The following is a 26800-nucleotide window of genomic DNA, read 5'->3' on the forward strand; positions in this document are numbered from 1 at the left end:
ACCTTTATGAGTCCTTATTAATTTCTTCTTCAAATTTCTTTTTTATTTCGGTTATTTTTAGTTCTGCAGATTTCAAAATTTGATAGCATGACTTTGCCAATTCCATCCCCTCTTCATAGAGGCGAATCGATTCGTCGAGTTGAAGGTTCCCTTCCTCGAGCTTGCCCGAAATTTCCTCGAGTCGCTTCAACATTTCCTCAAAGCTTTTCTCTTTCTTCTTATTCATTTATTAAAGTTTCTCCATCATAAAAAATGATACTAAATTTTTCTTCCTTATTTAAATACTTCAGTCGGGTAACCACTGCATCGTTTTGTTTGACAATCGTAAATCCTCTTTCAAGGATGCGGCTTGTATCATATTTTTCAAGTTTTGCTTTTAAGAGTTCCAGACGAACCCTCGAATTTTGAACTATGTTATCGAAATTATTCTCTAATCTGAAATACAAATTGTCGAGATACTGTTCCTTAGTTCTGATATTATCGATTGGAAGTTTGAAACCGTACGACGATAAAAATGATTCGACTGTTTCTTTGTAATCAGAAATAAGAGAAAATATATTATCAGTAAAATTATAGGAAAATTCGTCTATAAAGGCAAAGATTTCGTTTATATCTGGAGTTGCGAGTTCCATTGCTGCTGATGGAGTTGGCGCACGCAAGTCGGCTACAAAATCTGAAATTGTAAAATCGATTTCGTGCCCCACAGCGCTTATTATTGGAATACGGGATTCGAAAATTGCACGCGCAACGATTTCTTCATTGAATGCCCATAAATCTTCTAACGAACCACCCCCACGACCAACTATGATAACATCGATATCGTCTCTGGTGTTGAGCAGTTTAATGCTCTCAACGATTTCCTCTGCAGCCCCTGCACCCTGAACCCTGCATGGTGCTATGACTAACTCAACTAATGGAAATCTCCTTCTTGCCACACTTTGCATGTCTTTAAATGCAGCGCCATCAATTGCAGTTACAATTCCGATCTTTTCGGGAAATTGAGGAATCGGTCGTTTGTATTTCTCATCAAAAAGTCCTTCCGCAGCTAATTTTTGTTTTAACTTTTCGAATGCTGCCTGAAGCTCGCCAACTCCGGCTGGTTTCATCGAACGGACGTCAATTTGATAATTCCCACGTGGCGGATAAACCGTAAGTCTTCCTTTTACGATTACCTTCATACCATCTTCAGGCGTAAAAAAAACATAGTTGTTCAAACCCCGCCACATTGTACAGCTTATCTGAGCATTAGCGTCTTTGAGTGTAAAATACCAATGACCCGAAATATGCGCCTTGAAATTGGAAATTTCACCAACTACTGAAATTTCAGCGAAGTTCTCTTCCAGCAGGTTTTTAATTTGGCCGGTAATCTCACTGACAGTTAGTATATTATCAATAATTAATTCGCCATCTTGCATTATTCATCTTAAAAATTGATTGAAAAAAAGTTTGAGTAAATTCCCAAAGAATATTCGTTTAAACAATATTTCCTGCCGGAAATTCCACTTGTATATCGATATCTTCCATAAAAAGTAAAAACGTTTTCAATTCTGAATAGTCCCAGAGATAATTCAGGACTAAAACCGTATGCACCTTTAAAGTCATTAAAGTAAGATACTCCTATTGAAAGATATTCAATTACTGGCAATTGAATAATTTGTTTATAACCAAGCCTGAGGAAATCCTGACTTAAATCTACTTTGTCTTTGTTAAAAACGTACGTGTATTCCACCCCAACATAACCGAACGGATAGTTGTAGCCTCCTGAATAAAAAGAAAATAGAGGAATTTCTTTCGAAAGTCCGAAATAATCATTTCCTTCGTAGCGCAAATAAACCGGCGACGGCACACCAAATATTACTCCACCGAAACAGCAAACTTGTAAAAGATTAAGATTCCGGTCTTTCATAACAATATTATTTGGGAATTCAACTTCATATTGCTCACTCAAAATTTTACCCTCGTCTCTATCGGTTAATTCAATTTTGTAGCTGATGTAATTATCAGAAATTTTCAATTTCGAAATATCCATTTCAAATTTATGCTCTATCTCTGGCTTGTCAGAGATAATAAAAGTATCGTTATTTTCAAAGATAATTCTCGACTTTACACTGTCGGAAGTAAAAAATGTCAGGTTAAAGATGTATGGAGGGTCCGGAGTGATGTACGAGTCGATTATATATATCTCGATATTTTCTTCATCCTGCGAGAATAAAAGACCTGTTGATGTTAATAAAACTAAAAATATAGTTATCAAAAACTTTTTCATATCTTTTTAAAATTGTCTATTTAAAATACACTTTTTTGAAATAACTTTTTTGTCATAGCGCTCGGAAAACTACTACAAAAAAAATTAACTATATTTCGTTCTGTTAATAAAAATTTCGGGATAAAAATGAAAATCTTAGTATCGAACGACGACGGTATTGACTCGGCAGGAATTGCTGCACTGGTGAATGAGCTAAAGAAAATTGGAGAGGTTACAGTTGTTGCGCCGAGAACTGAACAGAGCGCGGTTGGTCATGCTATTACGATGAAAATTCCTTTAAGAGTAACAGAATATTATAAGAATGGTAATTTTTTCGGTTATGCCGTTGAAGGCACGCCCGCGGATTGCATAAAAATGGGCATTAGAAATATTATGAAGACCAGGCCGGACATAGTGATATCGGGCATCAATCACGGCTCGAATACAGCTATTAATATAATTTATTCTGGAACTGTCTCTGCAGCAAGAGAAGCAGCAATAATGGACGTACCTTCAATTGCAATCTCACTTACAAGTCACGAGCCAACCGATTTTTCGTATGCTGCCAAAGTAGCAACTCTACTTGCACAAACAGTCGTAAAAAACGGCTTGCCAGCAGGAACACTCTTAAACGTAAACGTCCCCGATTTACCCGAAGAAAAAATAAAAGGATTGAGACTTACGCGTCAGGGAAAATCAAAATGGGATGATATTTATGAAGAAAGAATTGACCCGTACGGTAAAAAATATTTCTGGCTTACAGGCAAATTAATTGAAGCAGATTCGGACCTGGGAACAGACCAATTTGCGATACGAAATAATTATGTTTCCGTTACCCCGATTCATTTTGACCTTACAGATTATGACTTATTCGAGGAGATGAAAAACTGGAATATCGAGAATCTATCGATTGATAACTGATATGGACATAAAAAGCATTGATATCACTTTCGACTTCGAACCTCTTATTGTTTTGATTGTTCTTTTCCTTCTGATAATATTTGCATTTTATGCATACAAGTACACGCTACCACCAACGAGTAAATTTATCAGATTTTTTCTGGCATCAATCAGGAGTATTATTTTCATTTTTCTCGTTATTCTTTTAATCGATCCGATAATTAAAGTTACTTATCGAAAAATTGACACGCCGCCAATTAAAGTATTTGTTGATAATTCCAATTCGATGGTGATGCCAGATAGCGTTGCAAACGTTAAAAAAGTACGGGAAATAGTAGAAGAGATTGCGGACAAATTTGGACATTCTGTAAAACTCTACACATTTGGAGAAAGTGTTAAACCATTGAATCCAGATTCACTCGAGTCGATCAACTTTTCTGAATATTCAACTAATTTCACTCCTATCAATTCAAACCTCGACTTTGATTCGACCTCCGCGTCCGTAATTATAAGCGATGGAATAATAACCACGGGCAACGACAACATCAATTCCGAAGCCGTGCCATTATTTACCGTGGGCGTTGGAGATTCTATATTACATCCTGATATTTATATCGAAAATATTTACTATAACAAAATCATTTATGCTGGAACTGAAACTGAAGCAGAAGTTGTTGTCCGTAATAACCTTACCGCCGGCACATCGAAAACTATTGATTTTTACCTCGATAATATTCTGATTTCTCGTAAACAAATTGAACTGGATCATTCAGGAATAAATAGAATTAAATTCAATTTCACTCCTGCCACTCCTGGCAAACACAAAATTACGGTTAATGTATATCCAGAAAAGAACGAGTTCAATAAAAACAATAATACTAAAACTGTTTTCATCGACGTTCTTAAAAACAAGACAAAGATTTTTTTGATAGCTGGCAAACCTTCATCTGACTTTACTGCTATAAATCTGATCTTAAGTAGCAATCAGAATTTTAATACAAAAAAAATTGTATTTATTTCTCCTCAAAAAATTTACGGTTCGGAGAACATCTCCAGAATAGACAGTAGTGAACTTTTCATTTTGATTGACTTCCCGCTAAAATCAACTCCTGAAAAGTTCGTTGAACGGATCTATGAAACAATAAATAAAAAGAATGTCCCATTTTTGCAATTTATTACTACAAATACAGAACTTTCATTTTTAGATAAGTACAAGGAGATAATGCCGTTAACAGTAGATAAAATTAACTCTGACATACTTGAGATAAACACATTAATCAACAATTCATTTTTCTTTAACGAAAAAGAACTTCATTCTTTACCGCCGTTGATTTCAAACGGTAACAGATATCGTTTTTCACAAAATACGGAAACGCATCTTGCATATTCGCTCAATAATAAATCTGTTCCTTTTTTTATAACCAGTTCTACTGGAAACAGGAAGTGTGCCTTTTTTCTTGCTGAAGGTATATGGAGATGGCATCTCACAATAGCAGAAAGATCAAATCTTTTACTTCCTGAATTTTTTAATAAACTCGTCAAATGGCTTACAGCTGACAATAAGAAAAAACTTTTCAAAATATTTCCACAAAAAGAATTGTTCGCCGCAGTTGAAGAAATTGAATTCACTGCCGAAGTATACGATCCAACATTTACTCCTGTGAATAACGCAAGTATCAGAATGGAAATTAAATTGGGCGAACTCAAATCGGAACTACAGTTCATCCCCGTTAAAAATGGTATTTATACAGCAAGGATTTCAGGACTCAGTGCCGGTGATTATAAATTTACTGCAGATGCAGAATATGATAATATTACATTATCTGATTCCGGACAATTCTCAGTAATCAATGCCAACCCGGAAAAAATTACAACTTTAATGAATACAGAATTGCTCAAAAGAATTGCATATAATTCTAATGGTAAGTATTATTCCCCCGAAAACGTTGCGAACTTGATTGACGAACTCGAAAAGTCGATCGAGAGTCGCAAAAGTGAAAAAATTCTTACAAACAATATCGAATTAAAGTCGAATTACACAATCATTTTTTTACTGATATTTTTATTTACAATCGAATGGTTTTTGCGTAAAAGAATCGGAATGCTATAAGATTTATTTGCAAAGTTACACGAGGGCAAATTGATGTTAATCGATTTTATCGATTTTTTGCTTCCGAGATTTTGCTTGCATTGTAAAATAAAACTGAACGACAACGAAAAGTATCTATGCAAAGAATGCAATAATTCACTTCATAGAATAAGCATTCCTTTATCATCTCTTAATAAAATTGAATCTTTGAGCGATTACAGAACTCTATATCTCTTTGAAAAGGAAATGCCGGTTCAGTCCTTAATTCATAACCTGAAATACAACGGAATTTTTCGAATCGGAATTTATCTTGGTAAAACTATGGGCGAAGAATACAAAAATATTTTTATGAATGAATGGCATATCGATAGCATTGTACCGGTCCCATTATATCATTCAAAGCAAGCAGAACGTGGATACAACCAGTCATATTATATTGCAAAAGGAATTAAAAGTGCGACGGGTATAAATGTTTCCAAAGTACTAAAACGAATTCGATATACACAATCGCAGACTGAGTTAACGCTATCAGAGCGAATGTTGAACGTAAAAGGCGCATTCAAGATAAAACGATTCAAAAAAGTAACTGGAAAAAGTTTACTCCTTGTAGATGATGTCATAACAACGGGCTCTACAGTAAATGAATGTGCATCTGTTCTACTCGAAGCAGGAGCCAATAAAGTATATGCTACATCAATAGCTGTTGCAGGGTCAGATTTACATTTTATCGGGAGCCGATACTCCCAGTAATGACAAACCGTTTTTAATAACCGTTTTAGTCGCAACAATTAGAGCGATACGCGCTTCGGCCAAATCTTTAGAACTTCCGATAACTCTACATACAGTATAAAATTTATGAAAAAGTGCTGCAAGTTCCTCCAGATAAACACAGATCCTGTGGGGCTCATAATTTTCGGCGCTCAGCATCACTTCTTCGGGATATTGATATAATTTTTTGATAAGTCGTTGTTCTTCATCTGTTTCAAGCAAATGCAGATTTTCTATCGACATAACGAGTCCTTCTTCCTGCGCCATTCTCAATATAGATGCAATACGCGCGTGGGCGTATTGCAGATAAAAGACAGGATTTTCGTCCGATTGTTTTTTAGCAAGATCGATATCGAAATTCAGATGGCTCGTTATACTTCTCATATTAAAAAAATATCTTACAACATCAGCACCTACTTCATCAATAAGTTCGTCGAGAGTAATATAATTGGCTTTGCGCGTGGACATTTTAACAATCTCACCACCCTGCATAATTGTAACGAACTGATGAATCAAAACTTTAATTTTGTCTGTGTCGTATCCCAGAGCTTTTAATGCCGCCATTACATCCGGATAGGTAGCATTATGGTCCGAACCGAATAAGTCTACAATCAGATCATACCCGCGTTCATATTTTGTAATGTGGTAAGCAATATCCGGTAGCCTGTATGTAGGTTCGCCGCTTGATTTGACAATCACTTTATCCTGTTCATTTCCAAGTTCAGAAAATCTTAGCCAGATTGCACCGTCTTTTTCATAAGAAAGATTCCTTTTGCTGAATTGCTCCAGTAAATCTTTAATTCTTCCTTCTTCATAAAGACTGTGTTCATTAAAATAATTGTCGAAAGTGATATTAAGACGCTTTAGTGTTTCTTTGATTTCGACAAAAATTTCTTTTTCTGCTCTTTCTTTAAATTTTCCATCTGCGCTTTCATCTTTTAATTTGTCGCCGTATTCATCGAGTAATTTTTTAGCAATTTCTTTGATGTACTCTCCTTGGTAATAGTCTTCAGGAAATTCAATTTTTTCGCTTAAGAGTTCCAGATATCGCAGACGCACAGAGTCGCCCAGTACACGCATTTGTCTGCCCGCATTATTGAAATAATATTCGCGGTCTACCTTGTAACCGATTGCAGTCAACAGATTTGCAATTGTATCACCTGTAACTGCATTTCTTCCGTGACCGACAGTAAGAGGTCCCGTTGGATTTGCAGAAACAAATTCGACCTGCGCTCGTTTCCCTTTGTATTTATTCGTCCTGCCGAATGATTCGCCCGATTCAATTATTATTTTGGTAAGATTGCTTACATAACTTTTAGTAAAAAAGAAATTAATAAAGCCTGCGCCGGCAATTTCTGTTTTTTCAATTATTCTATCGTCAATTTCCAGTGCAGATAGAATTTCGGTAGCGATTTCTCTGGGATTTCTTTTTAGTTTCCTGGAAAGGAGCATCGCAATGTTAGTTGAAAAGTCGCCGTGATTTTCCTGCTGCGGCACTGTAAAAATAATATTAACATCTTTCAGGTAATCGAGCTTTTGAGCTGCTTTACTGAATAATGAATAAAGGTAATTTCTCAATTTTTCTTCTCCTTAACTTTGGTAGCAGATACCTTAGACGCAGGAATAATTATCGGTGCGTCACCCCACAATTTTTCGAGTCCATAGTAATCGCGCACGTCGTATTTGAATACGTGCACAATTACGTCAAAATAGTCAAGTATAACCCATCTCAACGTTTCGTATCCTTCGCGGTGTAAGCATTTAATTCCTTCTTCGGAAAGTTTCCTGTCTACTTCGTCTGCAATGGCTTTAACCTGTTTGTCTGCGTCAGCTGAACAGATAACAAAGTAATCGGCTATTCCAGATAATTTTCTCAGGTCGAGAATTTTAATATCGTAACCTTTTTTCGATTCAATAATGGATGCAACTTTTTTCGAAAATGTAAGTGAATTCACTTTTACCTCTTTGTTTCTGTTGGTTTTAATAAATAATAATCACGTCCAATAATTATCGACACATCTAAAAAATAATCTTCATTTAGCTGCTGAATAATATTACCTCGCTTGACGCCGAGAGCATTAGCCACTTTCAAAGCATTTGCTTTATTACCGATTCGATCTATAACTATTGTCTCGTCAATATCAAAACGAATATAATTTTCCACATTAACAACGTCGAAGCCATTGTTTCTTAAATAATCGGTAAATCTTTCGCCTACTCCAGATATGCCACAACCATTCAGCACTTCTACCTGTATTATTTCTGAAGGTTCGCCTGACAAAATGTTTGAGTTATATTCGTTATCACTGTTCTGAATTTTCACATAAATCGAATAGACCATCAATACAATAACCGCAATTAGCAAAAAGTTGGCTATATTCAAAAATAAATTTTTTACTGTAGATACTTTATTTTCGTTTTTATCGGGCAATTTTTTATTCGTTTCCAATTTTTAACTACTTTAAGAATATTTACTTGGAACGAAAAATAACAAAAATCATCAACTATTTCTTTGAGCAAGTTGATAATTCATATCTCACCGTTTAAAACAGTTCTACTTTTACCCCAATGGAAGGGAATTTTTTTGAAAAGTTTCTATGCTGGAAGTTGTCTATCAGTATCCGTAATAGTAAAATGGCGAATAATAATTCCCAAAAGGTGAATAATACGGATATGGCACATTCCTGTATTGAAGGATGACTGACATATTTTCGGTAGGTTTGTATGTCAATTGAGCTCTGCTCAAATAAATGCCGTTAATACTTTGGGTAAAGCCGGAACCGAACGTATTATAAGGAGAATTGACTATACTTATATCAGCCGAAACATTTAACTTATCGTTAAATTGGTAAAACATACTATTTGTGTAAGTTGTAAGCGCCAGATTGCCGGCAGAGCCAAAGGAGCTGAAAGAAACATCGATAGTATGATTCATCTTAAAATTATTCGGGTTGATAAAGCCAAAAATATTCGACTGAGAATTGTTTAGAATACCGCTTTTTATGTTGGGTGCGGGCTGATCTTTAAACTGTCCGAATATAGTCGAAGTAGCAAGAATCAATAAAATTGCTATCGATTTTTTCATTTTCGCTCCAATTTTTGGACGTTAGACATCACGGCATTCAGTTTGGTTTCAATTTACGACTTAATATTAAAATTTGTTACCTCAATTGTCAAGTCAATTATTCGGTTATCTCGACAATCATTTCGATTTCCACTGGCGCATTAATTGGCAATTCGTTGACGCCAACCGCACTACGTGCATGTTTGCCTTTTTCTCCGAACAAATTAATTAATAACTCAGAGGCGCCATTTGCAACTTTAGGCTGCTCGATGAAATTTTCAGAAGAATTCACAAAAACCGTGAGTTTGACTATTTTTTTTATTTTTTCCAGACTTCCTATCTCACTCTTAATTACACCAAGACAATTTAGCGCTGCAACACGAGCACATTCAACAGCCTTTTCGACTGTAACGTCTTTACCAACTTTACCCTCTGCAATCAATTTCCCATTAATTACTGGAATCTGTCCTGCCGTAAAAATTAAATTACCCGTAACTTGAGCGGGTACATAAGCGGCGAGTGGTTTTACGGCGGATGGTAATTCGTACCCGGTTAATTCTTTAATTTTTTCTTCAATCATTTCTTTCCTTTTTTATCAAATATACGAAAAGTCGATATTTTTTGGTAACGTCGACATTTCAATTTATTTTTGCGTAACCAAATTAAAGGAAGTAGAATGACAAATTCAAAATTCGAAAAGCTCTACGAGATTATGAAACGCCTGCGAAAAGAATGTCCCTGGGATAGAGAACAAACACACGATTCGATTAAAGGCGCAACCATCGAAGAAACATACGAATTAATCGAAGCAATCGATGAAAAAAATTTTGACGAAATGAAGTCCGAATTGGGCGATTTGCTTCTACACATTGTATTTCATTCGGCAATTGCAGAAGAAAGTGGCAAATTCAACATAAATGACGTTATCGATACAATAACTGAAAAATTGATTCGACGGCATCCGCATATTTTCGGAGAAGTAAAAGTTAACGGGGCTGAGGAAGTGGTAAAAAATTGGGAGGAAATAAAACTTTCTGAAGGAAGAGATTCGGTATTGCAAGGTGTACCCAAAAATCTACCCGGTCTTGCACGTGCATACCGTTTGCAGGAAAAAGCATCTAAAGTTGGATTCGACTGGGATAATAAAGAAGACGTCTGGAAAAAAATACTCGAAGAAATCGAGGAATTAAAGGAATCCGAAAAATCCGGCGACATCAAAAAAACAGAAGAAGAACTCGGCGATTTGCTCTTTGCAATCACTAACTACGCACGATTTTTAGGTATAAATCCTGAAAATGCCATCCGTATTACTAACGAAAAATTCATCAAAAGATTCAATTACGTCGAACAAAAAATCAAACAGTCCGGTAAATCGATTACCGATTCAAATTTAACTGAAATGGACAAGTTCTGGGAAGAGAGCAAGAACAAAGAATAAATCATGCTTCATTTTTTTTGCTTTTACCGTTATTCTCGCTGTAATGTTTTTCATAAGCATCGATAATATCTTTGACGAGCTTATGTCGCACAACGTCTGCTTTGTCGAAGTATACAAATGCAACTCCTTCGACATTTTTTAATATTTCTTTTACCTGTACCAATCCACTCTGAGAATAGGACGGCAAATCGATCTGAGTAATATCACCAGTAATAATCGCTTTTGAATTAGGACCTAATCGTGTTAGAAACATTTTCATTTGCATTGTCGTGGCATTTTGGGCTTCGTCAAGAATAACGTATGCGTTATTTAATGTTCTACCTCTCATATATGCCAGAGGGACAATTTCGATTACTCCTCTTTCGATATAATTACGAATTTGTTCGGCTGACAACATCTCTTCGAGTGCGTCATAAAGTGGACGTAAATACGGATCGATTTTCTCACGAAAGTCACCAGGAAGGAATCCGAGACTCTCGCCCGCTTCGACTGCAGGGCGCGATAAAATAATTTTTTTCACGCTTCCTTTTTTTAAAGAAGCTACAGCCGATGCAACGGCAAGATATGTTTTACCTGTGCCCGCAGGTCCAATTGCAAAACAGATATCATTCTCCCTGACGGCTTTTATATAACTTATCTGATTCGGTGTTTTTGCTTTTATAGCTTCCTTTTTAGAATACAGAACGATATTATCGTATTCGCTCTCGTTAATAATTTCTTTGCCTTGAAGAGTAAGGTCGATAATCGTTTCTACATCCTCGCTTGTCAGCTTGCCAGTTGTGTTCAAAACAAAAACCATCTCTTTAAAAATTCTTTCGATTGTATCGACCTCTTCGTCATTTCCTTTGAGAATAATGTTATCGCCTCTGACAATTATGTCTGATGAAAAGCGCGCTTCGATTGGTTTGATATTCTTATCGTTAAATCCGAAGAGAGAAATCAGATCAACATTTTCCAGTTTTAATGTTTTTTCTTTCAGAGTATTCACCTCCCTTTTTAACAAAATAAAAAAGCCCTCCTCATTAAAGAATGAAAAGGGCTTTATGAAAATCAAATTAATTTCACTTATACTTATCGACTCCGATTATTGAGCAGATTGTGCCGGAGGAGCCGGTTTGTAATTTCTTCTGATCTTATCGTATTTAGCTTTTTCTTCTTCAGTCAAATTTGGAATCTTGAAAACTTGTTTTGGATAAATCAAGTCGGGATCTTTAATCTGGTCCCTATTGGCTTTATAAATCATTGGCCATGCAAAAGGATTGTCGTAATGTTCTTTCTTCTTTGCAATGTTCCACAGGCAATCGCCTTTAACAACAGTGTAATTAATTTCACTTGGCGCTTCTACCCATGCATCGAGTTTACGTTGAAGTTGATTGTGAACTTTATCGAAAAATTGGGGTAAAGCCGAAATTTTATTCTTTTTCAAAGCGTCCAATTCTGCCTGACGGTCTGCTTTGGGCGACTCTTTTGCATCAATTTTGGATTCTAATGCTGCAACTTGTTTTCCAAAATTGTCGACATCAGACTTTGTAACACCGAGCATTTCATACAATTCTTTCATACAATCGTCGTAGCTCTGTAATTTTTCGCTTGTAGCTTTTAAATCGGCCACTTCTTTTTTAAGATTGTTCAATTCAGTAGTAAGGGCAGCTTTCTTTTCGGTCAGACGATTAATTTCGTTCTGCCACTCCTCTTTTGTCATCTCTTTTTCCTGCGCAAAAACGGTGGCAGAGAGGAGTAATACGGATAATACTACCATTAAAGTTTTGTAAATTTTCATCTATTCCTCCGATTTTATTTTTAAACTTTTGGATTAATAAAGAAATTACATTCCGAGCTTTTCAAGGTTTTTCTTAGTTTCGGCTTTTGTTTTTGCGCATTCATCTAATTTTGCATTTTTTTCAGCAATTTCTTTTTCGAGCGCAGCTTTTTCACTCTTCAATGAATTTACTTCTTTTTCAAGGGCTTTAACTTCTGAACGTAGAGCTTCAAGTTCTGCCATCTGTTCTTCGGAAACGCCGCTGCAGGCTGTAATTCCAATTAAAGATGCAAACAGAACTATCATTAAACCTACATTTAGTGCTTTCTTGATTTTAACCATAGTACTAACTCCTCATTTTGTTGGTTATATGAAACTTAATTTTCTAAGTTAAATATAAGGAAAATTTTCAGTAAAATTTCAAAAATATTGTTTACACGAGTCGTTTTTCAACTAAACTTGTATAATTGTTCCCCGCAATTATCAAATGGTCGAGAACTTTGATATCAAGCAACTTTCCAGCCTCTATCATTCTTCTGGTCAGTTGAATATCCTCACTGCTCGGCTCTAAATTCCCGCTGGGATGATTATGAACAAGTATTATACTGGCAGAATTGCTTTCAATCGCCACCTTAAACACCTCTCTCGGATTTACGTAGCTCGAATTAAGACCCCCTTCCGAAATTAATTGAGATTCTTTAATAATTTTATTCGAACTGCTTAAACAGACCACATAAAATTTTTCTTTTACTTCATCTCTTAAAAATGGGATCATATATTCGGCTATATCAGCAGGAGATACGATTTTTTTGTCGGAACGCCATCTACGACTTGCATCAATTCTTCTGCCGAGTTCAAAAGCTGCCAGCAGTGTTGCGGCTTTGTCCTTACCAATACCATGTTGATTTTTCAGAGAATCGAATGTCTGAATTGATAGTACACTCAAATCCTTAAAATTCTTCAGAAGATTTCTTCCAATGTCAACAACATTAATTCCTTTTGTGCCTGTGCGAAGCAGGATCGCAAGTAGTTCTGCATCGGAAAGACTGTGTACTCCTTTTTTGATGAGTTTCTCTCTTGGGCGGTCGTCGGGTGGCAAATCTTTTAAATTAGCCATCCTTCAATCTCCTATTTTACTTATTCCCACTCAATAGTGGATGGAGGTTTTGAACTAATGTCATAGACAACGCGATTGATTCCTTTAACCGACCTGATAATTCTATTGGATACTTTTTCCAGGAATTGATGGTCGAAGCGGTACCAATCTGCAGTCATACCGTCAGTCGATGTAACGGCTCTTAAAGCTAGCACATTTTCGTACGTACGGGCATCTCCCATAACACCTACACTTTGTACAGGTAAGAGCACTGCAAAAGCCTGCCAGATGTTGTCGTAAATGCCGTCCTCATGCAGAGCTTTAATGAATATGTCGTCGGCTTCTCGAAGAATTTCAAGGCGTTCTTTTGTAATTTCGCCCAGAACACGTACCGCAAGTCCTGGTCCAGGGAACGGGTGTCGTTTGATAAAAATTTCAGGAATGCCGAGTTGTAAACCAATCTGTCGCACTTCGTCTTTGAAAAGCTCACGGAATGGCTCGATCAATTTTAGGTTCATCCTTTCGGGCAACCCACCAACGTTATGATGCGTTTTGATGGTTACTGATTTTCCTTTTACGGATACCGACTCGATAACATCGGGGTAAAGTGTACCCTGCACCAGAAATTCAACATCTTCAAATTTTTTTGCCTCTTTTTCGAAGACTTCTATGAAAGTATTTCCAATAATTTTTCTTTTCTTTTCAGGGTCAGTAACCCCTTTGAGTCTTTCAAGAAACAATTCCGATGCATTGACATGAACTAATTCAATATCGAAATTATCTTTAAACATTTTCACTACATCATTCGACTCGTTTTTACGCATAAGGCCGGTATCGACGTGGATGTTAATCAAATTTTTTCCTAAAGCTTTGTGTAGAAGAACGGCAGCTACCGACGAATCGACGCCTCCACTCAATGCGCAAATTGCCTTCTTCGTACCTACAAGCTTTTTTACTTCTTCGATTGTATTGTCGATAAAATTTCCGGGCGTCCATTCGGGTTTGCATTCGCAGAGATCAAACAAGAAATTGTTAATTATTTTTTTACCTTCTTTTGTATGAACTACTTCTGGATGGAACTGCAATCCGTATATTTTTTTATGCCGGTTACTTATGGCGCAAATTGGCGAGTTCTCAGTACGAGCAATAATTTTGTAACCTTTCGGCAATTCCGTAATGTAATCGCCGTGGCTCATCCATACAACAGAATTATTTTCAACATCCTTCAAAATTAGATCGTCGGAAATAATGTTAATCTCGGCTTTACCGTACTCCCTGTTTGAAGCAGGCTCAACTTTTCCTCCATTATACCTTGCTATCAGCTGCATACCATAGCAAATTCCCAGAATTGGGATACCGAGTTCGAAAATCTCTTCTGAAACAACAGGTGCGTCTTCGTCGTAAACACTCATTGGTCCACCGGATAGAATAATTCCTTTTGGTCTTTCTTCAATTATTTTTTTCAGGTCGTAATTATGGGGATGGATTTCAGAATAGACTTTCGATTCCCTGATACGACGTGCAATAAGTTGCGTATACTGCGAACCAAAGTCGAGTATAATTATTTTTTGATGATGCTCCATCTAAAATCAGGCAATTTGATTTTTATAAGCTTCGGCATCAAGCAGTTGATTTACCTGATCGGGATTTGTGACTTCAATTTTAATCAGCCAACCTTCGCCATAGGGGTCGGAATTAACAACTTGCGGTTCATCCTGCAATTTGGGATTAATTTCAATTACTTTGCCGTCTACTGGAGCATAAAGTTCGCTAACAGTTTTAACAGCCTCGATTGTACCGAAAGATTCGGACATTTTAACTTCTTTGATATTTGGGTTGATATCGACAAAAACGATATCGCCCAATTCGCTCTGGGCATAATCGGTTATTCCGATAATCCCCACATTGCCTTCAACTTTGATCCATTCATGATCTTTTGTGTAGTATAATTCTGCTGGTACGTTCATGACATCCTCATTAATTTATTTAAGTTTTTTTCTATAAACGATGTGTCGAAATTACCATTGACAAAATCTTCATGTTCTAAAATTTTCTGGTGGAAAGGAATTGTAGTTTTAATTCCTTCGACAGCAAATTCTTCAAATGCTCTTTTAGCCCTTGCAATAGCGTGTTTTCTGTCGGTTCCCCATACAATCAATTTTGCAATTAGTGAATCGTAATATGGTGGGATAACATACTGATTATAGACGTGTGAATCGATTCTTACGCCGAAACCGCCCGGGAAATGAAGATACTCAATTTTTCCGGGACTCGGTCGGAAATTGTATTCTGGGTCTTCGGCGTTTATACGAAATTCTATCGAATGACCTCGTGGTTCCATAGGTGAATTATCGAGTCGCTCTCCAGCTGCAACCAGTATTTGTTGTTTGATCAGGTCGATATTTCTTACCATCTCTGTAACAGGGTGTTCTACTTGAATCCGCGTATTCATTTCGATAAAGTAAAAATTTAAGTATTTATCCACGAGGAATTCAATTGTGCCAGCGCCTTCGTAATTGACTGCTTTTACGCCAAGAAGGGCTGCTTCGCACATTTTTTGTCGAACTTCTGGAGTAATAAGCGGAGAAGGGGATTCTTCAATCAGTTTCTGGTGTCTGCGTTGAATCGAGCAATCGCGTTCGCCGTAATGGTATGCATTGCCGTATCGATCGCTCATAATCTGTATTTCGACGTGATGTGGATTTTCGATAAACTTTTCGATATAAAGGTCGGGCACGCCAAAAGCAGCTTCGGCTTCGGAGCTGGCAGTTTGGAACATCTTCTCGAGTTCTTTTTCTTCCCAGACGATTCTCATCCCTTTTCCACCGCCTCCAGCTGAGGCCTTGAACATAATTGGATAACCAATTTGAGCGGCAATTTCACGGGCAGATTTTATGTCCTTCACCACACCGTTGCTGCCAGGAACAACAGGCACACCAACGCTTTTCATGGTTTCTTTGGCAAATGATTTATCGCCCATCTTTCTGATTGAATCGGGAGATGGTCCGATAAATTTAATATTCGATTCCTCGCATATTTCACTGAACTCTGCATTCTCTGCGAGGAATCCGTAGCCGGGATGAATAGCCTCGGCTCCTGTTATGGCGGCTGCCGATAGTATGTTGGAAATTTTCAAATAGCTATTAGTGCTATGTGGTGGTCCGATACAGACGGCTTCGTCTGCTAAGTATGTATGTAAAGAATCGCGGTCGGCTTCCGAATAAACAGCAACCGTTTTAATTCCCATCTCTTTGCATGTACGGATAATCCGGACGGCTATCTCACCGCGATTTGCAATAAGGATCTTCTTAAACACTTTTTCCTCTTTTACGAAGTTTCGATTAAAAAGAGCGGCTGATTGTATTCAACAGGTGTTGCATTTTCAACCAGAATTTTCACAATTTTACCACTAACATCACTTTCAATCTCATTCATTAATTTCATAGCTTCAACAATACACAAAACTGTACCGGGGCTTACTTCGTCGCCAACCTTAACATACGGGTCGGCATCGGGAGCAGGAGCTCGGTAAAATGTACCTACAATAGGCGATCTGATTTCGTGAAGATTTTTTGGGGGAGTTTCTTCTGCGGGTTGTTTTTCGGTTACCGGAGGAGCTGCTTGAACTGGCTGCTGAGCCGGTGCAATTTTTGTCAATGCTACCTCAGCGTGCGAATCGGAATTTTTCGATATCTTTATCTTAACATCACCTTCCTGTATCGAAATTTTCGATATTTCGCTTTGCTCAACTATTTTTATCAGCTTTTTAACTAAGTTAATGTCCATTTTCGCCCTTATTTAATTTTTAACTCGTTCGACGTATTCACCGGTTCGGGTATCAATTTTTAATATATCCCCTTCATTTATAAATAGAGGTACGTTAATCGTAGCGCCGGTTTCAACTTTAGCCGGCTTAAGTGCAGTGTTTGCAGTATCACCCTTAAAGCCAGGTTCAGTTTCAACTACTTTAAGTGTAACAAATATCGGGATTTCAGCGGAGATAATATTTTCATTGTCATCAACAAGTAATTCAATTTCTTCTCCTTCTTTCAAAAAGAGAACTTTTTCATCCAGCAATTCTTGTGGAACTGTAATTTGTTCGAAAGTTTCATTGTCCATCAAAACAAGTCCAGCTGCTTCTTTATAAAGGAATTGATATTTTCTTCTTTCAACACGAACGATTTCAACAGATTCGCCCGATCGGAAGGTATTATCGAGTACACGACCGGTTCGAAGATTTTTTAAGGTTGTTCTTACAAAAGCTCCACCTTTGCCAGGTTTAACATGCTGAAATTCAACAATTACGTAAGGTTCTCCTTTGAATTTAATTATAAGACCGTTTCTGAAATCAGATGTATCTGCCATTTATCACACCTTCGTTTGTTAATTAATATTAACGTTTATTACCAATTTAGTTAATTTTCTGCAAGTGCCAAATACCTGTTTACTTCCTCTATTTGCGGGTAATTTTTATATTCGTCTTGAATTTTCAAGAATAATTTTTTTGCTTCCTCTTTTTGGTTTATGTTCAATAGTGCAATTCCAGCTTTCAGTAGATATTCTGGGTTTGAAGGATTTTCTTCCGAAATTGTAGCTGCTTTGCGATAGAATTCGGCAGCTTCTTCGTATTTATCTTTCGCTTCAAAATAGGCAGCTTTTCCTGCCAGAGAAGTTGCTATCAATAATGGATTGTTGCCGCTGTAATCGTCATACAATTCATAAGCTTCATCAAGCTTACCGGTTAAAAGATAACTATTTGCTAAATATATTTTTGCAGTTTCGCCCTGTTCAGTTCCATCGTATCTGTCAACAATTTCTTTCAATCCTGTGATATTTTGAGCTTTGTTGCCAGCGATAGCCTCTTCGTACTGAGCGGCTTCATAAAGTGGGACTACTTTTGTCAATAGACTTGCTGCCATGAGATTATCATTTTCTTTTTTGTTCGTATAGAGAATGACAGCAACAATTATCAAAGCTACTATCGCCGCACCGATGTAAATTTTCATCTGGTTTTTCTGGAAAAAAGCAGTGAACTTATAAAATGTTGTAACTAATGAGTCTTGTTTGATCTCTTTTTTGGTTATTTTTTTCTTTTTTTGTAACACAGCAACCTCACAATAATTTTAAAATCGAGGGTTAAATTTAGTAAATATTAGAGTCCAATTCTAATATGATTGGAAAAAATCCAGCCATTGTTTCCGACGAATACTTCCGCTCTATAGACGCCAGCTTCGTCAACGGGCAAGGATAATTCAGCAGTTTCATCTTTTTTAGCAAATATTTCACCGTTTCGAATAATTTTTATCGTAGCTGGCTTCCCGGGTATTTCAACATGGAGTTTCAAATTGTTCATTTTTTTTACTGTATCGCCCATATAAAATATGTCTTCGTCATTTTCAGCAAAAAAATTAAAACCTTTAGCATCGCCCCGGTAAAAATTTGATACAAAACATTTACCTTCTTTCAAAGCATTCAACACAATACTTTTATTTTCTGAAAGGATCTTTGACGATTCGATGGGTTCATCCGTAAGAATATGTGTGCGTATCGATTTAAACAGTACTTTATAAGGGAAGACTTCTACTTCGAAAAAACCGAGCAGATTAACTTTATGGGCATGGGCGTCTACTCCACCAATTCCGACTACTTTTCTTTTCAAATTAAGTTTATCCCATACTTCAATAGTTTCTTGTGGGGGAACACTTATAGATCGAAGTGGATGAACGAAGTAATTATACTTGTTTTCTTCTGTCAATCCCTCCATCCATTCTGACATGTGATTCCAAATTTCGATACCTGTAAAATCCTCTGTATCCCATTCTGTCCAGGGATATGGAGGATGTTTTTCCATCGAATTTCTTTTTTCGTGAGGATGAGCAATAAAGCCGATACCACCGGCTTCTTTTACAAGTTTAACATATTCTTTTGCGCTTAGACGTGTTGAATATGCTTCGTTTATTCCAAATGCCAGAAGATGGTTCTTGTTTTCTTTATCGTTAATTTCACATCCAACCAACACCAAGGTTTTGTCGTACCATCCTTCATATCCTTCATGGAGAGCTCGGAGTGTATTATGGTCGGTAATAATTATATAGTTTAATTCAGCTTCGTTTGCAAACGATGCAATTTCTTCTACCGTTCCTGACCCGTCCGAGAAATTCGAATGGATGTGGATGGCGCCCGTGTATTCATACATAATACACTCGATTATCTTAATCTACACTTCGACGAGTGTTGTGTATTGAGTAGTTTGTTCTTTTATCAGGTCGGATAATTTAGTCATCAAAAGATCGATGCGTTCGTCCTGATTATCGTCAAAATTTTCGAAGGCTTCTTCAGAATTAAAGATATAAACTTCTTCAAAATAGTTCGATTTATTTTTTTGTTCGTAAACCGAATAACTTTCCAGACCTTCAGCCTGAACAAGATTTTTTAATTCCTTCACTACGTTTAGGTATTCGTTCCTTTTTTCAGGGATTATACTGTAACGGATTGAAAAAATAACTCTACTCATTTATTTCCTCTTTATAAGTTTAATAATTCACCTTTATAAATAATTTTTGCAGGACCGGTTAATGAGAGACCTGCGATTTTATTTTTATCTTCAACAAAATCCACTACAAATCGATCGCCACTTTTTGGATACAAAACAATTGGTGGTTTATAATTAAAAATTTTATATGCCACAATTGCGGCTGCAGCGCTTCCAGTTCCGCATGAAAGTGTTTCGTCTTCCACCCCTTTTTCGTATGTTCTTATTTTCAATTCACGACCTAGTAATTTCACAAAATTTACATTAATTCCCTCCGGTTTAAACCTCTCGGAGTATCTTATTTCTCTGCCTAATTTAACTACAGGCAAACTATCTAAATCCATCTCCTTTGTAATGTCGTCAACGTTTACCACCAGGTGCCGTGCTCCTGTATTTATTTCGTAACCATCGATACTTTTTCCATTCACTTCTAAATTATCGATCTCTTTAATATCACCTATTTCCGAAAAATAAAATTTAATTTCACTCTCGTTTACTATTTCTCCTTTGTATTTTTTTCCTCCCGCTTCGAAAACGATCACGTCATTTCTTATTTTGCCAGCGACACTGGCATATTTAAGAGCGGTTCTTGCCCCGTTAGCGCAGAGCATACCACCTGAGCCATCGGCATTATAATAATTCATTTCGAAATCTGCCCTGTCAGATTTTTTTATAAGAATAATACCATCTGCCCCAACGCCAAGTCGGCGATCGCATATTTTCCGTATAAAATCTTCTGTAAGTTTTAGATTCGGCGTAATTTCAGTATCAAAAAGAACAAAATCGTTTCCTGCCGCAGAACATTTGTAAAAATAAATTCGATTCATAGCGATTTCAAATTTAATTCAATATTGAAATGAAAGCAATCAAAAAAGATGTTTTTTGAGAAGGGCATAAAATTTGGCCGAAATTGAACTTCAAAAAAAATGGTTGTCCAAACAATTATATCGGTTATTTAATTAACGAGAATATGTTATTCATACCTGAGTGCTTCGATCGGATCAAGATTAGCCGCTTTGTAGGCCGGATAGGTACCAAATACAACCCCGATTATCACACACAAAAAGACACCGATTAATACCCAATCTACTGGAATAACCGCTTTTGCATTGAGGAAAGAACCTGCAAAATTGCCGGCTACAATTCCTAAAATAATTCCAATTATTCCTCCTAATAAAGAGAGTGTTATCGCTTCAAAAATAAATTGAGTAAGAATATTGATTTTTTTTGCACCAATAGCTTTCCTTATACCAATTTCACGCGTACGTTCTGTTACAGAAACCAGCATAATATTCATAATACCTACCCCGGCGGCAAGCAATGCAATTGCAGCTACAACAATAGAGCCGATTCGTACTCCAGATGTTATATCATTAATTTGCGATAATACCTGTTCGTTCGACCATATTTCAAAATCACTTTCTTCGCCCGGCGGGACTTTTCTAATAAGTCGGAAATAACCCTCTGCCAGTTCAATTAGATTGTTATAAGATTCTTTATCGTGGGACATAACTGTAATGTTAATACTCTGGGAGCGTTTTCCGTAAAACGATTGAAAAGTAGTTATCGGCATAATTGCAAAATTATCCTGACTCTGTCCAAAAAAGTCGCCCTGCGATTCCAGCACACCAATAACACGCAACTTATGACCGTCGACTTTAACTTCTTGATCTATTGGGCTGGAATTAGGGAAAAGACGTTTTGCTACATCTGGTCCAAGTATAATATAACGTTCATATCTTTGAACGTCTCTTTCATTAAGCGCACGACCAGATTCTATTTCCCATTTATTATTTGGAAAGGCTTCTGGTGTTACTCCTGCAAGTGGCACATTAGGATTTGTTTCAAGATTAGCCGCCTTCAATTGTTTTCCGAATTGCCACTGCTCAGCACCCACATATTTAGCTTCTTTTAGTTTCTCTTTAAGACGAAAATACTCTTCGAGTGTTATATCCGGTCGATTTCGATATTTCATTCTTTCGGCAGGTCCACCAGTTTGTACTGCAGGCCACTTTTGAATCTGGAACGTATTCTGTCCCAATTGAGAAACTCCTTTTTCTATACTCGTCTGCAACATTTCGATTATTGTGCTGATTGCAATAATTGAAAATATGCCTACAATAATACCGACGACCGTAAGTATTGAACGGAGTCGATTTGCTTTCAAAGAGTTTAACGCTACTTTAATAATTTCGATGAACTCCATTATTCATACCTCAATGCTTCTACTGGATCTAATTTGGCTGCTGTATATGCCGGAGCAAAACCCGACACAACGCCCGTAGCTATCGATATAACTATTGCAAGTATAATTGTATCAACCTGAACCGACGTGGGGAGAAATTGATTGACTACCAGACTTAAGATCAACGCAATGATGAGTCCTATTGTACCACCAATCATACAAATAATTGCAGCCTCTGTTATAAATTGACTGAGAATTGTTCTTCTTTTTGCACCGATTGCTTTTCTAATTCCAATTTCTTTTGTTCGTTCTTTGACTGATACAAACATAATATTCATGATTCCAATTGCACCGACAAATAGCGCCAGACCCGTGATGAATAATCCAGCAATCTGAATTACCCCAACAGTTTGATTAATTGTATTGAGAAGACCTTCCTGTTGATTTATAGAGAAATCGTCTGGTTCATTATATTTCAAACCTCGTACGCGCCTCATAATTCCAATTGCTTCTTCTTTTGTGGCTTCTACCATCAAACTATTCTTAGCTCTGACATTGATTGTAATGCTTCTGAAATCTGCCGATTGAAAATACTTGTATATATTTTGCAATGGCACAAATACCTGTTTATCGGGATTAAAGTTTCCCATCACCCAGCTTCCCTGTTCATCGAGCACACCGACCACTTTGAATTTATGTCCTTTTATTCTAACATACTCTCCAACAGCATAACCATTAGGGAAAAGATTTTTAGCAATTTCAGATCCAAGTACAACAACATTTCTGCCACTATTACTTTCAAGTTCGTTAAAAAATCTGCCTTCGTTGAACGTAAGGTTTGTAGTTTTTATGTATTCGTGATTTGTTCCTTGAATAATTATCGATTCTACAGTTCTGTCCTTATACTTGATATTCTGAAAAGACCAGACTGTAGGTGCGGTAGCTAAAGGTAATTTTGCTAATTCTTTATATTTTTTGTAGTCTTCAATAGTAAGATTTCTACGGTTTCTAAGTTCCCACCAGGGAGTATCGTTATTGAACCACTCCCATTTATCAATATAAAGATTATCCGAGCCGAGCGACGAAACACCATTTTGAAATGCGTTATCAATTCCATTGATAGCAGTCGACATTAAGACAACGGAAGTAACGCCAATTATAATCCCAAGAGTAGTCAATACCGAGCGGGCTTTATTGGCACCTATTGCTCTCAATGAAATCAACAGGCCTTCTTTCAATTCATATAAAAACTCTTTCATTTCAGCTCCTTTATAATTTTGAGGCGCCGTTTTTCTGAGGAATATATCTATTGACAACTTTCTCGTCTTTTTCAATTAAACCATCACGAATTCTGATGATCCTTTCTGCATGTTCGGCAATATATTCTTCGTGAGTAACAAGAATAATTGTATTTCCCTGCTCATAAATTTCATTAAAAAGCGCCATAATATCTTCGCCGGTTTTAGTATCGAGATTACCAGTCGGTTCATCTGCAAGTATAATTGCGGGCTCGGTAACAAGCGCTCTTGCAATTGCCACACGCTGACGTTGACCGCCCGAAAGCTCATTTGGTTTATGATGAATTCTGTCGGCCAGGCCTACATGTTCCAGAGCCAGGCGCGCTTTTTCTTTTCTTTCATGAGCCGGAACACCTGCATAGATCAATGGAAGTTCAACATTATGTAATGCGTCCGAGCGTGGCAACAGATTAAAAGTCTGAAACACAAAACCGATTTCGCGATTTCTAATTGCAGCCAGTTCATTATCGCTCATTTCACTTACGTTTACGCCCTTGAATTCATATAAACCTCTTGTTGGAGTGTCAAGACAACCGAGAATATTCATTAAAGTCGATTTTCCTGAACCAGAAGGCCCCATTATAGCCACATATTCACCTTTTTCGATTCGTAACGATACATCTCTAAGAGCATGAACTTCCTCACTGCCAACCTGATATATTTTTGCAATATGTTCTATATTGATTATGTTCATAGCATTACCGCCTTATTTTTCGTTTTGTGCCAATTTTGTTTTGCCGGATGTAACTGTAACAGTTTTCCCGTCTTCAAGTTCTTTCGAAATAGCACGATAAGGACCGCTAATGACTTCTTCATTACCTTTGAGTCCTTCAATAATTTCAATATAGTTATCGTCACTTATACCTGTTTTCACTTTAACCATTTTTGCTTTTCCGTTTTCAACAATAAATACTACTTCCTGGGGTTTATTATTTTTCTTATTGTTTTCATTTATAACCCCTTCCTCACCTTCTTGATGTTTTACGGGTTTCGGCGCTCTGGCAGTTACACTTTGAATTGGTACCGCAATAACATTTTCTTTAGTTTCGGTTTCAATATCTGCATCACACGACATTCCAGGACGTATTTTATCATCTTTGTCGATTAAACGAATTTTAACTTCAAAATTGACAACTTCATCCTGTGTACCTGTACCAGTGGTGATAGCGCTGTTGCCTATTTGTGTGACAACGCCTTTAAATATTTTATCTCCGAAAGCATCGATATTAATTTTTGCCGTATCACCTATTGAAACAAGTACTACATCGTTTTCATCAACTTCAACTGTAGCTTCCATATTATTCAAATCTGCCACTGTAAGAAGTTCTGTCCCAGTAAAGCCGCTGCCGATAACTCTTTCGCCCAGTTCGACACTCAATTTGCTTATGGTGCCGTCCATCGGAGCGTAGACATAAGTTTTATTCAAAGTCTCAGTTGCTTCTTTTAGAGCTGCTTCTGATTGCGATACTAATGATTTTTGCGATTCGTAATTACCGAGTGTTTGTAAATAATTTGAACGCGCAGCTTCCAGTTCGGCATCACTTGCCAGACCTTTTTGAGCCAATTCCTGAACTCGTTTATAATCGGATTCAACTTTTTCGAGCAAAGCTTTAGTAGAATTCAACGAAGCTCGAGCTTGTTGTAATCGGGCTTCGGCACTGTTTTTTTGAGCTTCATAAATATCGGGTTTTATACGCAACAACAATTGTCCCTTTTTAACATTGTCTCCCTCTTTAACCAACAGACTTACAATTTCGCCTGTGGCTTCAGCGGCAATTTTAACCTGAAATTCGGGATTAATTTTTCCTGTTGCCGTTACAACCTGTGTAATTGTCCTTCGTGATACTTTTTCGGTTTGCACAGAGATAATTTCTTCCTTATTACCTGCGAACGCTACCAATAGAATTACAACTATAACCAACAATCCAAGTCCGCCAAAAACAAATAATTTTTTTCTGGATTTCTTATTTCCATTAGCCATTTTAATTTACTCCTTTTATTCAAATTTTTTGTAATCTAATTTACCGAGAGAATTTTGTAATCTGTCGTACTTTGTGTAGAAGTCATACAATGCATTAATTTTGTTTCTAACAGCATCGATGTAATCCCTGTCAGCCTGGAGAACTTCGAGAATAGTGCCTGCGCCCAGATTGTAACGTTCCTGGTTCAATTTTAGATTTTCTTCGGCAGCCTGCACATTTTTAGTGGCAACATCCAGGCTCTTCTTGGCTGCAGTAAGGTCAAGATAACCCTGTTTAATTTCGATCTTAATCTGTCTTTCAAGTGCATTCAAATCTTCATTGATATTTTTAAGATTGACTTCAGCCAGTTGAATTTGATTTTCGGTAGACCAGTTAGAAAATATCGGTATGCTCAATGTTGCTCCGATATAGAATACTTTCCTATCGAATAACTTATTGACATCGACAGAAGAAGTAGACCAGGAATAATTTGCCGAGAGTGTGGGAAATAAACCTGTACGGGCAATATGGAGTCCTTTTTGTGCCGAACTCAGATTAAATTCCATACTTTTATAGTCGTTCCTGTTTTGCATTGCATAATTAACCATTGTTTGAATGTCTTCGAAATCCTTCATATAAAAATCGGTATCGATACTTTTCTTTCCCTCGAATGGATCGACAAGTTCATAATCTTCAAGTACGTCTAGTCCCAGGAAATTAAGTAAATTGCTCAAAGCTGTTTCGTATGTATTTTGCGCTTGAATTAATTGGAGCTCAGCATTGCCGAGTTGAACCTGAGCGGTATAGACGTCAGCTTTTGCCACAGCACCCAATTTATTTTTCTCATAAACTGTTTCGTAAAACTTTTGATAATACTTAACATTTTCTTCACGAACCTTCATCAATTCACGTGCATTTAAGACCTGATAAAAATAATCTGTTGTTTCATAAACCACATTTTGTTTTACTTTTTCGAGATTATACTCGGCAGCTTTTATATTATATTTTTTCTGATAGATATTGGAAATATTTGCAAGACCGTCGAACAAAACTAAATTACCACCCATTCCTACCGAATAGTAGCGGCTATCAGTTTGAGAAGGAGGGATTTCGACAACATTGCCGAAGAAATCTCTCTGGGTACCGCCCACGTCATTAACTCGCTGCCAGTTCCATTGTGCTTGCAGGCCGAACGACGGCAGAAGTTCACCATATGCATTTTTTAGTTGAGAGTAATTCGATTCGAGATTATTCTGCGTTTTAATCAGATTAGTATTGCGATTTAACGCAATCGATATTGCCTTATCGAGTGTTAACTTTTTCTGTGCCATTAAAGGGATGGCAGTCAGAATTATTAAGATTAGCAGAATTATTTTTTTCATTATCACTCCTTTTGTGCTCTTAATTTGCACCTAATTTACATTGATTACGACGTCATATTAAGAGGAAAGTTTCAACATCGTAA

Annotated in this window: 30 protein-coding genes; 4 read left to right on the forward strand and 26 right to left on the reverse strand. The window is 36.9% G+C overall.

Features of this window, described 5'->3' with window-relative positions; all coding sequences use genetic code 11:
• Window positions 1-4: 4 nt before the first annotated feature.
• The 3 genes from xseB to ACSSV9_RS04715 are packed head-to-tail and all read right to left on the reverse strand — an operon-like array spanning window position 5 to window position 2266.
• Entirely contained in the window at window positions 5-226 is a 222-nt protein-coding gene (gene xseB / locus ACSSV9_RS04705; RefSeq protein WP_437346076.1) for an exodeoxyribonuclease VII small subunit, read from the reverse strand.
• Complete coding sequence (gene xseA, locus ACSSV9_RS04710) at window positions 219-1415, reverse strand: exodeoxyribonuclease VII large subunit (RefSeq protein ID WP_437346077.1); 1197 nt, start codon at window positions 1413-1415, stop codon at window positions 219-221. The genes xseB and xseA overlap by 8 nt, the downstream gene beginning before the upstream one ends.
• A gap of 8 nt (window positions 1416-1423) precedes the next feature.
• Window positions 1424-2266: a hypothetical protein gene (locus ACSSV9_RS04715; RefSeq protein ID WP_437346078.1), complete on the reverse strand. Its 843-nt coding sequence runs from the start codon at window positions 2264-2266 to the stop codon at window positions 1424-1426.
• 126 nt (window positions 2267-2392) lie between these two features.
• Between ACSSV9_RS04715 and surE the strand changes: the two genes are divergently transcribed.
• The 3 genes from surE to ACSSV9_RS04730 are packed head-to-tail and all read left to right on the forward strand — an operon-like array spanning window position 2393 to window position 5984.
• Window positions 2393-3166: a 5'/3'-nucleotidase SurE gene (gene surE / locus ACSSV9_RS04720; RefSeq protein ID WP_437346079.1), complete on the forward strand. Its 774-nt coding sequence runs from the start codon at window positions 2393-2395 to the stop codon at window positions 3164-3166.
• Window position 3167: 1 nt separating this feature from the next.
• The gene (locus tag ACSSV9_RS04725; protein ID WP_437346080.1) at window positions 3168-5255 is read left to right on the forward strand and encodes a CARDB domain-containing protein; all 2088 of its coding nucleotides are present in this window, start codon (window positions 3168-3170) and stop codon (window positions 5253-5255) included.
• Between the two features lie 33 nt (window positions 5256-5288).
• A complete protein-coding gene (locus tag ACSSV9_RS04730) occupies window positions 5289-5984 on the forward strand; it encodes a ComF family protein (protein ID WP_437346081.1) in 696 nt (231 codons plus the stop codon).
• On the opposite strand, the gene argS is transcribed toward ACSSV9_RS04730, so the two are convergent.
• From argS to ACSSV9_RS04755, 5 genes are all read right to left on the reverse strand, one after another.
• Window positions 5952-7580, reverse strand: a complete 1629-nt coding sequence (gene argS, locus ACSSV9_RS04735; RefSeq protein WP_437346082.1) for an arginine--tRNA ligase — start codon at window positions 7578-7580, stop codon at window positions 5952-5954. The two genes, ACSSV9_RS04730 and argS, sit on opposite strands and share 33 nt — an antisense overlap.
• Window positions 7577-7957 (reverse strand): ribosome silencing factor, encoded by a 381-nt coding sequence (rsfS, locus tag ACSSV9_RS04740; RefSeq protein ID WP_437346083.1) that lies wholly within the window; start codon window positions 7955-7957, stop codon window positions 7577-7579. Before rsfS ends, argS begins: the two co-directional genes overlap by 4 nt.
• A gap of 2 nt (window positions 7958-7959) precedes the next feature.
• Window positions 7960-8451, reverse strand: coding sequence for a LytR C-terminal domain-containing protein (locus ACSSV9_RS04745; RefSeq protein WP_437346084.1), 492 nt, complete (start codon window positions 8449-8451; stop codon window positions 7960-7962).
• Between the two features lie 165 nt (window positions 8452-8616).
• Window positions 8617-9087, reverse strand: coding sequence for a hypothetical protein (locus tag ACSSV9_RS04750; protein ID WP_437346085.1), 471 nt, complete (start codon window positions 9085-9087; stop codon window positions 8617-8619).
• A gap of 97 nt (window positions 9088-9184) precedes the next feature.
• Window positions 9185-9646, reverse strand: a complete 462-nt coding sequence (locus tag ACSSV9_RS04755) for a RidA family protein (protein WP_437346086.1) — start codon at window positions 9644-9646, stop codon at window positions 9185-9187.
• A gap of 96 nt (window positions 9647-9742) precedes the next feature.
• Here ACSSV9_RS04755 and mazG point away from each other — a divergent pair, with 96 nt between their 5' ends.
• Window positions 9743-10504: a nucleoside triphosphate pyrophosphohydrolase gene (gene mazG, locus ACSSV9_RS04760; protein ID WP_437346087.1), complete on the forward strand. Its 762-nt coding sequence runs from the start codon at window positions 9743-9745 to the stop codon at window positions 10502-10504.
• 1 nt (window position 10505) lies between these two features.
• Here the strand turns inward: mazG and ACSSV9_RS04765 are convergent, their stop codons facing one another.
• The 18 genes from ACSSV9_RS04765 to ACSSV9_RS04850 form a co-directional block, all read right to left on the reverse strand.
• On the reverse strand, window positions 10506-11483 hold the full coding sequence (locus tag ACSSV9_RS04765) for a PhoH family protein (RefSeq protein WP_437346149.1): 978 nt from the start codon (window positions 11481-11483) through the stop codon (window positions 10506-10508).
• 105 nt (window positions 11484-11588) lie between these two features.
• Window positions 11589-12284, reverse strand: coding sequence for a LysM peptidoglycan-binding domain-containing protein (locus ACSSV9_RS04770; RefSeq protein ID WP_437346088.1), 696 nt, complete (start codon window positions 12282-12284; stop codon window positions 11589-11591).
• Between the two features lie 45 nt (window positions 12285-12329).
• Window positions 12330-12605, reverse strand: coding sequence for a hypothetical protein (locus ACSSV9_RS04775; RefSeq protein WP_437346089.1), 276 nt, complete (start codon window positions 12603-12605; stop codon window positions 12330-12332).
• A gap of 91 nt (window positions 12606-12696) precedes the next feature.
• A complete protein-coding gene (radC, locus tag ACSSV9_RS04780) occupies window positions 12697-13380 on the reverse strand; it encodes a RadC family protein (RefSeq protein WP_437346090.1) in 684 nt (227 codons plus the stop codon).
• 20 nt (window positions 13381-13400) lie between these two features.
• Window positions 13401-14942: a glutamine-hydrolyzing GMP synthase gene (guaA, locus tag ACSSV9_RS04785; RefSeq protein WP_437346091.1), complete on the reverse strand. Its 1542-nt coding sequence runs from the start codon at window positions 14940-14942 to the stop codon at window positions 13401-13403.
• Window positions 14943-14948: 6 nt separating this feature from the next.
• Window positions 14949-15326 (reverse strand): glycine cleavage system protein GcvH, encoded by a 378-nt coding sequence (gcvH, locus tag ACSSV9_RS04790; protein ID WP_437346092.1) that lies wholly within the window; start codon window positions 15324-15326, stop codon window positions 14949-14951.
• A complete protein-coding gene (gene accC / locus ACSSV9_RS04795; protein ID WP_437346093.1) occupies window positions 15323-16675 on the reverse strand; it encodes an acetyl-CoA carboxylase biotin carboxylase subunit in 1353 nt (450 codons plus the stop codon). The genes gcvH and accC overlap by 4 nt, the downstream gene beginning before the upstream one ends.
• Window positions 16676-16686: 11 nt before the next feature.
• A complete protein-coding gene (gene accB, locus ACSSV9_RS04800; protein WP_437346094.1) occupies window positions 16687-17145 on the reverse strand; it encodes an acetyl-CoA carboxylase biotin carboxyl carrier protein in 459 nt (152 codons plus the stop codon).
• Between the two features lie 12 nt (window positions 17146-17157).
• The gene (gene efp, locus ACSSV9_RS04805) at window positions 17158-17724 is read right to left on the reverse strand and encodes an elongation factor P (RefSeq protein WP_437346095.1); all 567 of its coding nucleotides are present in this window, start codon (window positions 17722-17724) and stop codon (window positions 17158-17160) included.
• A gap of 50 nt (window positions 17725-17774) precedes the next feature.
• Window positions 17775-18464: a tetratricopeptide repeat protein gene (locus tag ACSSV9_RS04810; protein ID WP_437346096.1), complete on the reverse strand. Its 690-nt coding sequence runs from the start codon at window positions 18462-18464 to the stop codon at window positions 17775-17777.
• A gap of 47 nt (window positions 18465-18511) precedes the next feature.
• Window positions 18512-19555 carry a PHP domain-containing protein gene (locus tag ACSSV9_RS04815; protein ID WP_437346097.1) on the reverse strand — a complete coding sequence of 348 codons (1044 nt, stop codon included), beginning with the start codon at window positions 19553-19555 and terminating at the stop codon, window positions 18512-18514.
• Window positions 19556-19576: 21 nt separating this feature from the next.
• Window positions 19577-19873 carry an antibiotic biosynthesis monooxygenase gene (locus tag ACSSV9_RS04820; RefSeq protein ID WP_437346098.1) on the reverse strand — a complete coding sequence of 99 codons (297 nt, stop codon included), beginning with the start codon at window positions 19871-19873 and terminating at the stop codon, window positions 19577-19579.
• 11 nt (window positions 19874-19884) lie between these two features.
• The gene (gene dapF / locus ACSSV9_RS04825) at window positions 19885-20718 is read right to left on the reverse strand and encodes a diaminopimelate epimerase (protein ID WP_437346099.1); all 834 of its coding nucleotides are present in this window, start codon (window positions 20716-20718) and stop codon (window positions 19885-19887) included.
• A gap of 146 nt (window positions 20719-20864) precedes the next feature.
• The gene (locus ACSSV9_RS04830; protein WP_437346100.1) at window positions 20865-22097 is read right to left on the reverse strand and encodes an ABC transporter permease; all 1233 of its coding nucleotides are present in this window, start codon (window positions 22095-22097) and stop codon (window positions 20865-20867) included.
• Entirely contained in the window at window positions 22097-23335 is a 1239-nt protein-coding gene (locus ACSSV9_RS04835; protein ID WP_437346101.1) for an ABC transporter permease, read from the reverse strand. The genes ACSSV9_RS04830 and ACSSV9_RS04835 overlap by 1 nt, the downstream gene beginning before the upstream one ends.
• 10 nt (window positions 23336-23345) lie before the next feature.
• Window positions 23346-24068 (reverse strand): ABC transporter ATP-binding protein, encoded by a 723-nt coding sequence (locus ACSSV9_RS04840; RefSeq protein WP_437346102.1) that lies wholly within the window; start codon window positions 24066-24068, stop codon window positions 23346-23348.
• Between the two features lie 12 nt (window positions 24069-24080).
• Window positions 24081-25355, reverse strand: coding sequence for an efflux RND transporter periplasmic adaptor subunit (locus ACSSV9_RS04845; protein WP_437346103.1), 1275 nt, complete (start codon window positions 25353-25355; stop codon window positions 24081-24083).
• A gap of 15 nt (window positions 25356-25370) precedes the next feature.
• On the reverse strand, window positions 25371-26717 hold the full coding sequence (locus ACSSV9_RS04850) for a TolC family protein (RefSeq protein ID WP_437346104.1): 1347 nt from the start codon (window positions 26715-26717) through the stop codon (window positions 25371-25373).
• Window positions 26718-26800 lie beyond the last annotated feature (83 nt).

It is taken from the genome of Melioribacter sulfuriphilus (assembly GCF_051488685.1).
Classification (GTDB): Bacteria; Bacteroidota; Ignavibacteria; order Ignavibacteriales; family Melioribacteraceae; genus Melioribacter.

Coding starts and splice junctions, on each gene's coding strand:
- xseB (WP_437346076.1), bottom strand. CDS start 226: ATGAATAAGAAGAAAGAGAAAAGCTTTGAGGAAATGTTGAAGCGACTC.
- xseA (WP_437346077.1), bottom strand. CDS start 1,415: ATGCAAGATGGCGAATTAATTATTGATAATATACTAACTGTCAGTGAG.
- ACSSV9_RS04715 (WP_437346078.1), bottom strand. CDS start 2,266: ATGAAAAAGTTTTTGATAACTATATTTTTAGTTTTATTAACATCAACA.
- surE (WP_437346079.1), top strand. CDS start 2,393: ATGAAAATCTTAGTATCGAACGACGACGGTATTGACTCGGCAGGAATT.
- ACSSV9_RS04725 (WP_437346080.1), top strand. CDS start 3,168: ATGGACATAAAAAGCATTGATATCACTTTCGACTTCGAACCTCTTATT.
- ACSSV9_RS04730 (WP_437346081.1), top strand. CDS start 5,289: ATGTTAATCGATTTTATCGATTTTTTGCTTCCGAGATTTTGCTTGCAT.
- ACSSV9_RS04750 (WP_437346085.1), bottom strand. CDS start 9,087: ATGAAAAAATCGATAGCAATTTTATTGATTCTTGCTACTTCGACTATA.
- ACSSV9_RS04755 (WP_437346086.1), bottom strand. CDS start 9,646: ATGATTGAAGAAAAAATTAAAGAATTAACCGGGTACGAATTACCATCC.
- mazG (WP_437346087.1), top strand. CDS start 9,743: ATGACAAATTCAAAATTCGAAAAGCTCTACGAGATTATGAAACGCCTG.
- ACSSV9_RS04770 (WP_437346088.1), bottom strand. CDS start 12,284: ATGAAAATTTACAAAACTTTAATGGTAGTATTATCCGTATTACTCCTC.
- ACSSV9_RS04775 (WP_437346089.1), bottom strand. CDS start 12,605: ATGGTTAAAATCAAGAAAGCACTAAATGTAGGTTTAATGATAGTTCTG.
- radC (WP_437346090.1), bottom strand. CDS start 13,380: ATGGCTAATTTAAAAGATTTGCCACCCGACGACCGCCCAAGAGAGAAA.
- guaA (WP_437346091.1), bottom strand. CDS start 14,942: ATGGAGCATCATCAAAAAATAATTATACTCGACTTTGGTTCGCAGTAT.
- gcvH (WP_437346092.1), bottom strand. CDS start 15,326: ATGAACGTACCAGCAGAATTATACTACACAAAAGATCATGAATGGATC.
- accB (WP_437346094.1), bottom strand. CDS start 17,145: ATGGACATTAACTTAGTTAAAAAGCTGATAAAAATAGTTGAGCAAAGC.
- efp (WP_437346095.1), bottom strand. CDS start 17,724: ATGGCAGATACATCTGATTTCAGAAACGGTCTTATAATTAAATTCAAA.
- ACSSV9_RS04815 (WP_437346097.1), bottom strand. CDS start 19,555: ATGTATGAATACACGGGCGCCATCCACATCCATTCGAATTTCTCGGAC.
- ACSSV9_RS04820 (WP_437346098.1), bottom strand. CDS start 19,873: ATGAGTAGAGTTATTTTTTCAATCCGTTACAGTATAATCCCTGAAAAA.
- dapF (WP_437346099.1), bottom strand. CDS start 20,718: ATGAATCGAATTTATTTTTACAAATGTTCTGCGGCAGGAAACGATTTT.
- ACSSV9_RS04830 (WP_437346100.1), bottom strand. CDS start 22,097: ATGGAGTTCATCGAAATTATTAAAGTAGCGTTAAACTCTTTGAAAGCA.
- ACSSV9_RS04835 (WP_437346101.1), bottom strand. CDS start 23,335: ATGAAAGAGTTTTTATATGAATTGAAAGAAGGCCTGTTGATTTCATTG.
- ACSSV9_RS04840 (WP_437346102.1), bottom strand. CDS start 24,068: ATGAACATAATCAATATAGAACATATTGCAAAAATATATCAGGTTGGC.
- ACSSV9_RS04845 (WP_437346103.1), bottom strand. CDS start 25,355: ATGGCTAATGGAAATAAGAAATCCAGAAAAAAATTATTTGTTTTTGGC.
- ACSSV9_RS04850 (WP_437346104.1), bottom strand. CDS start 26,717: ATGAAAAAAATAATTCTGCTAATCTTAATAATTCTGACTGCCATCCCT.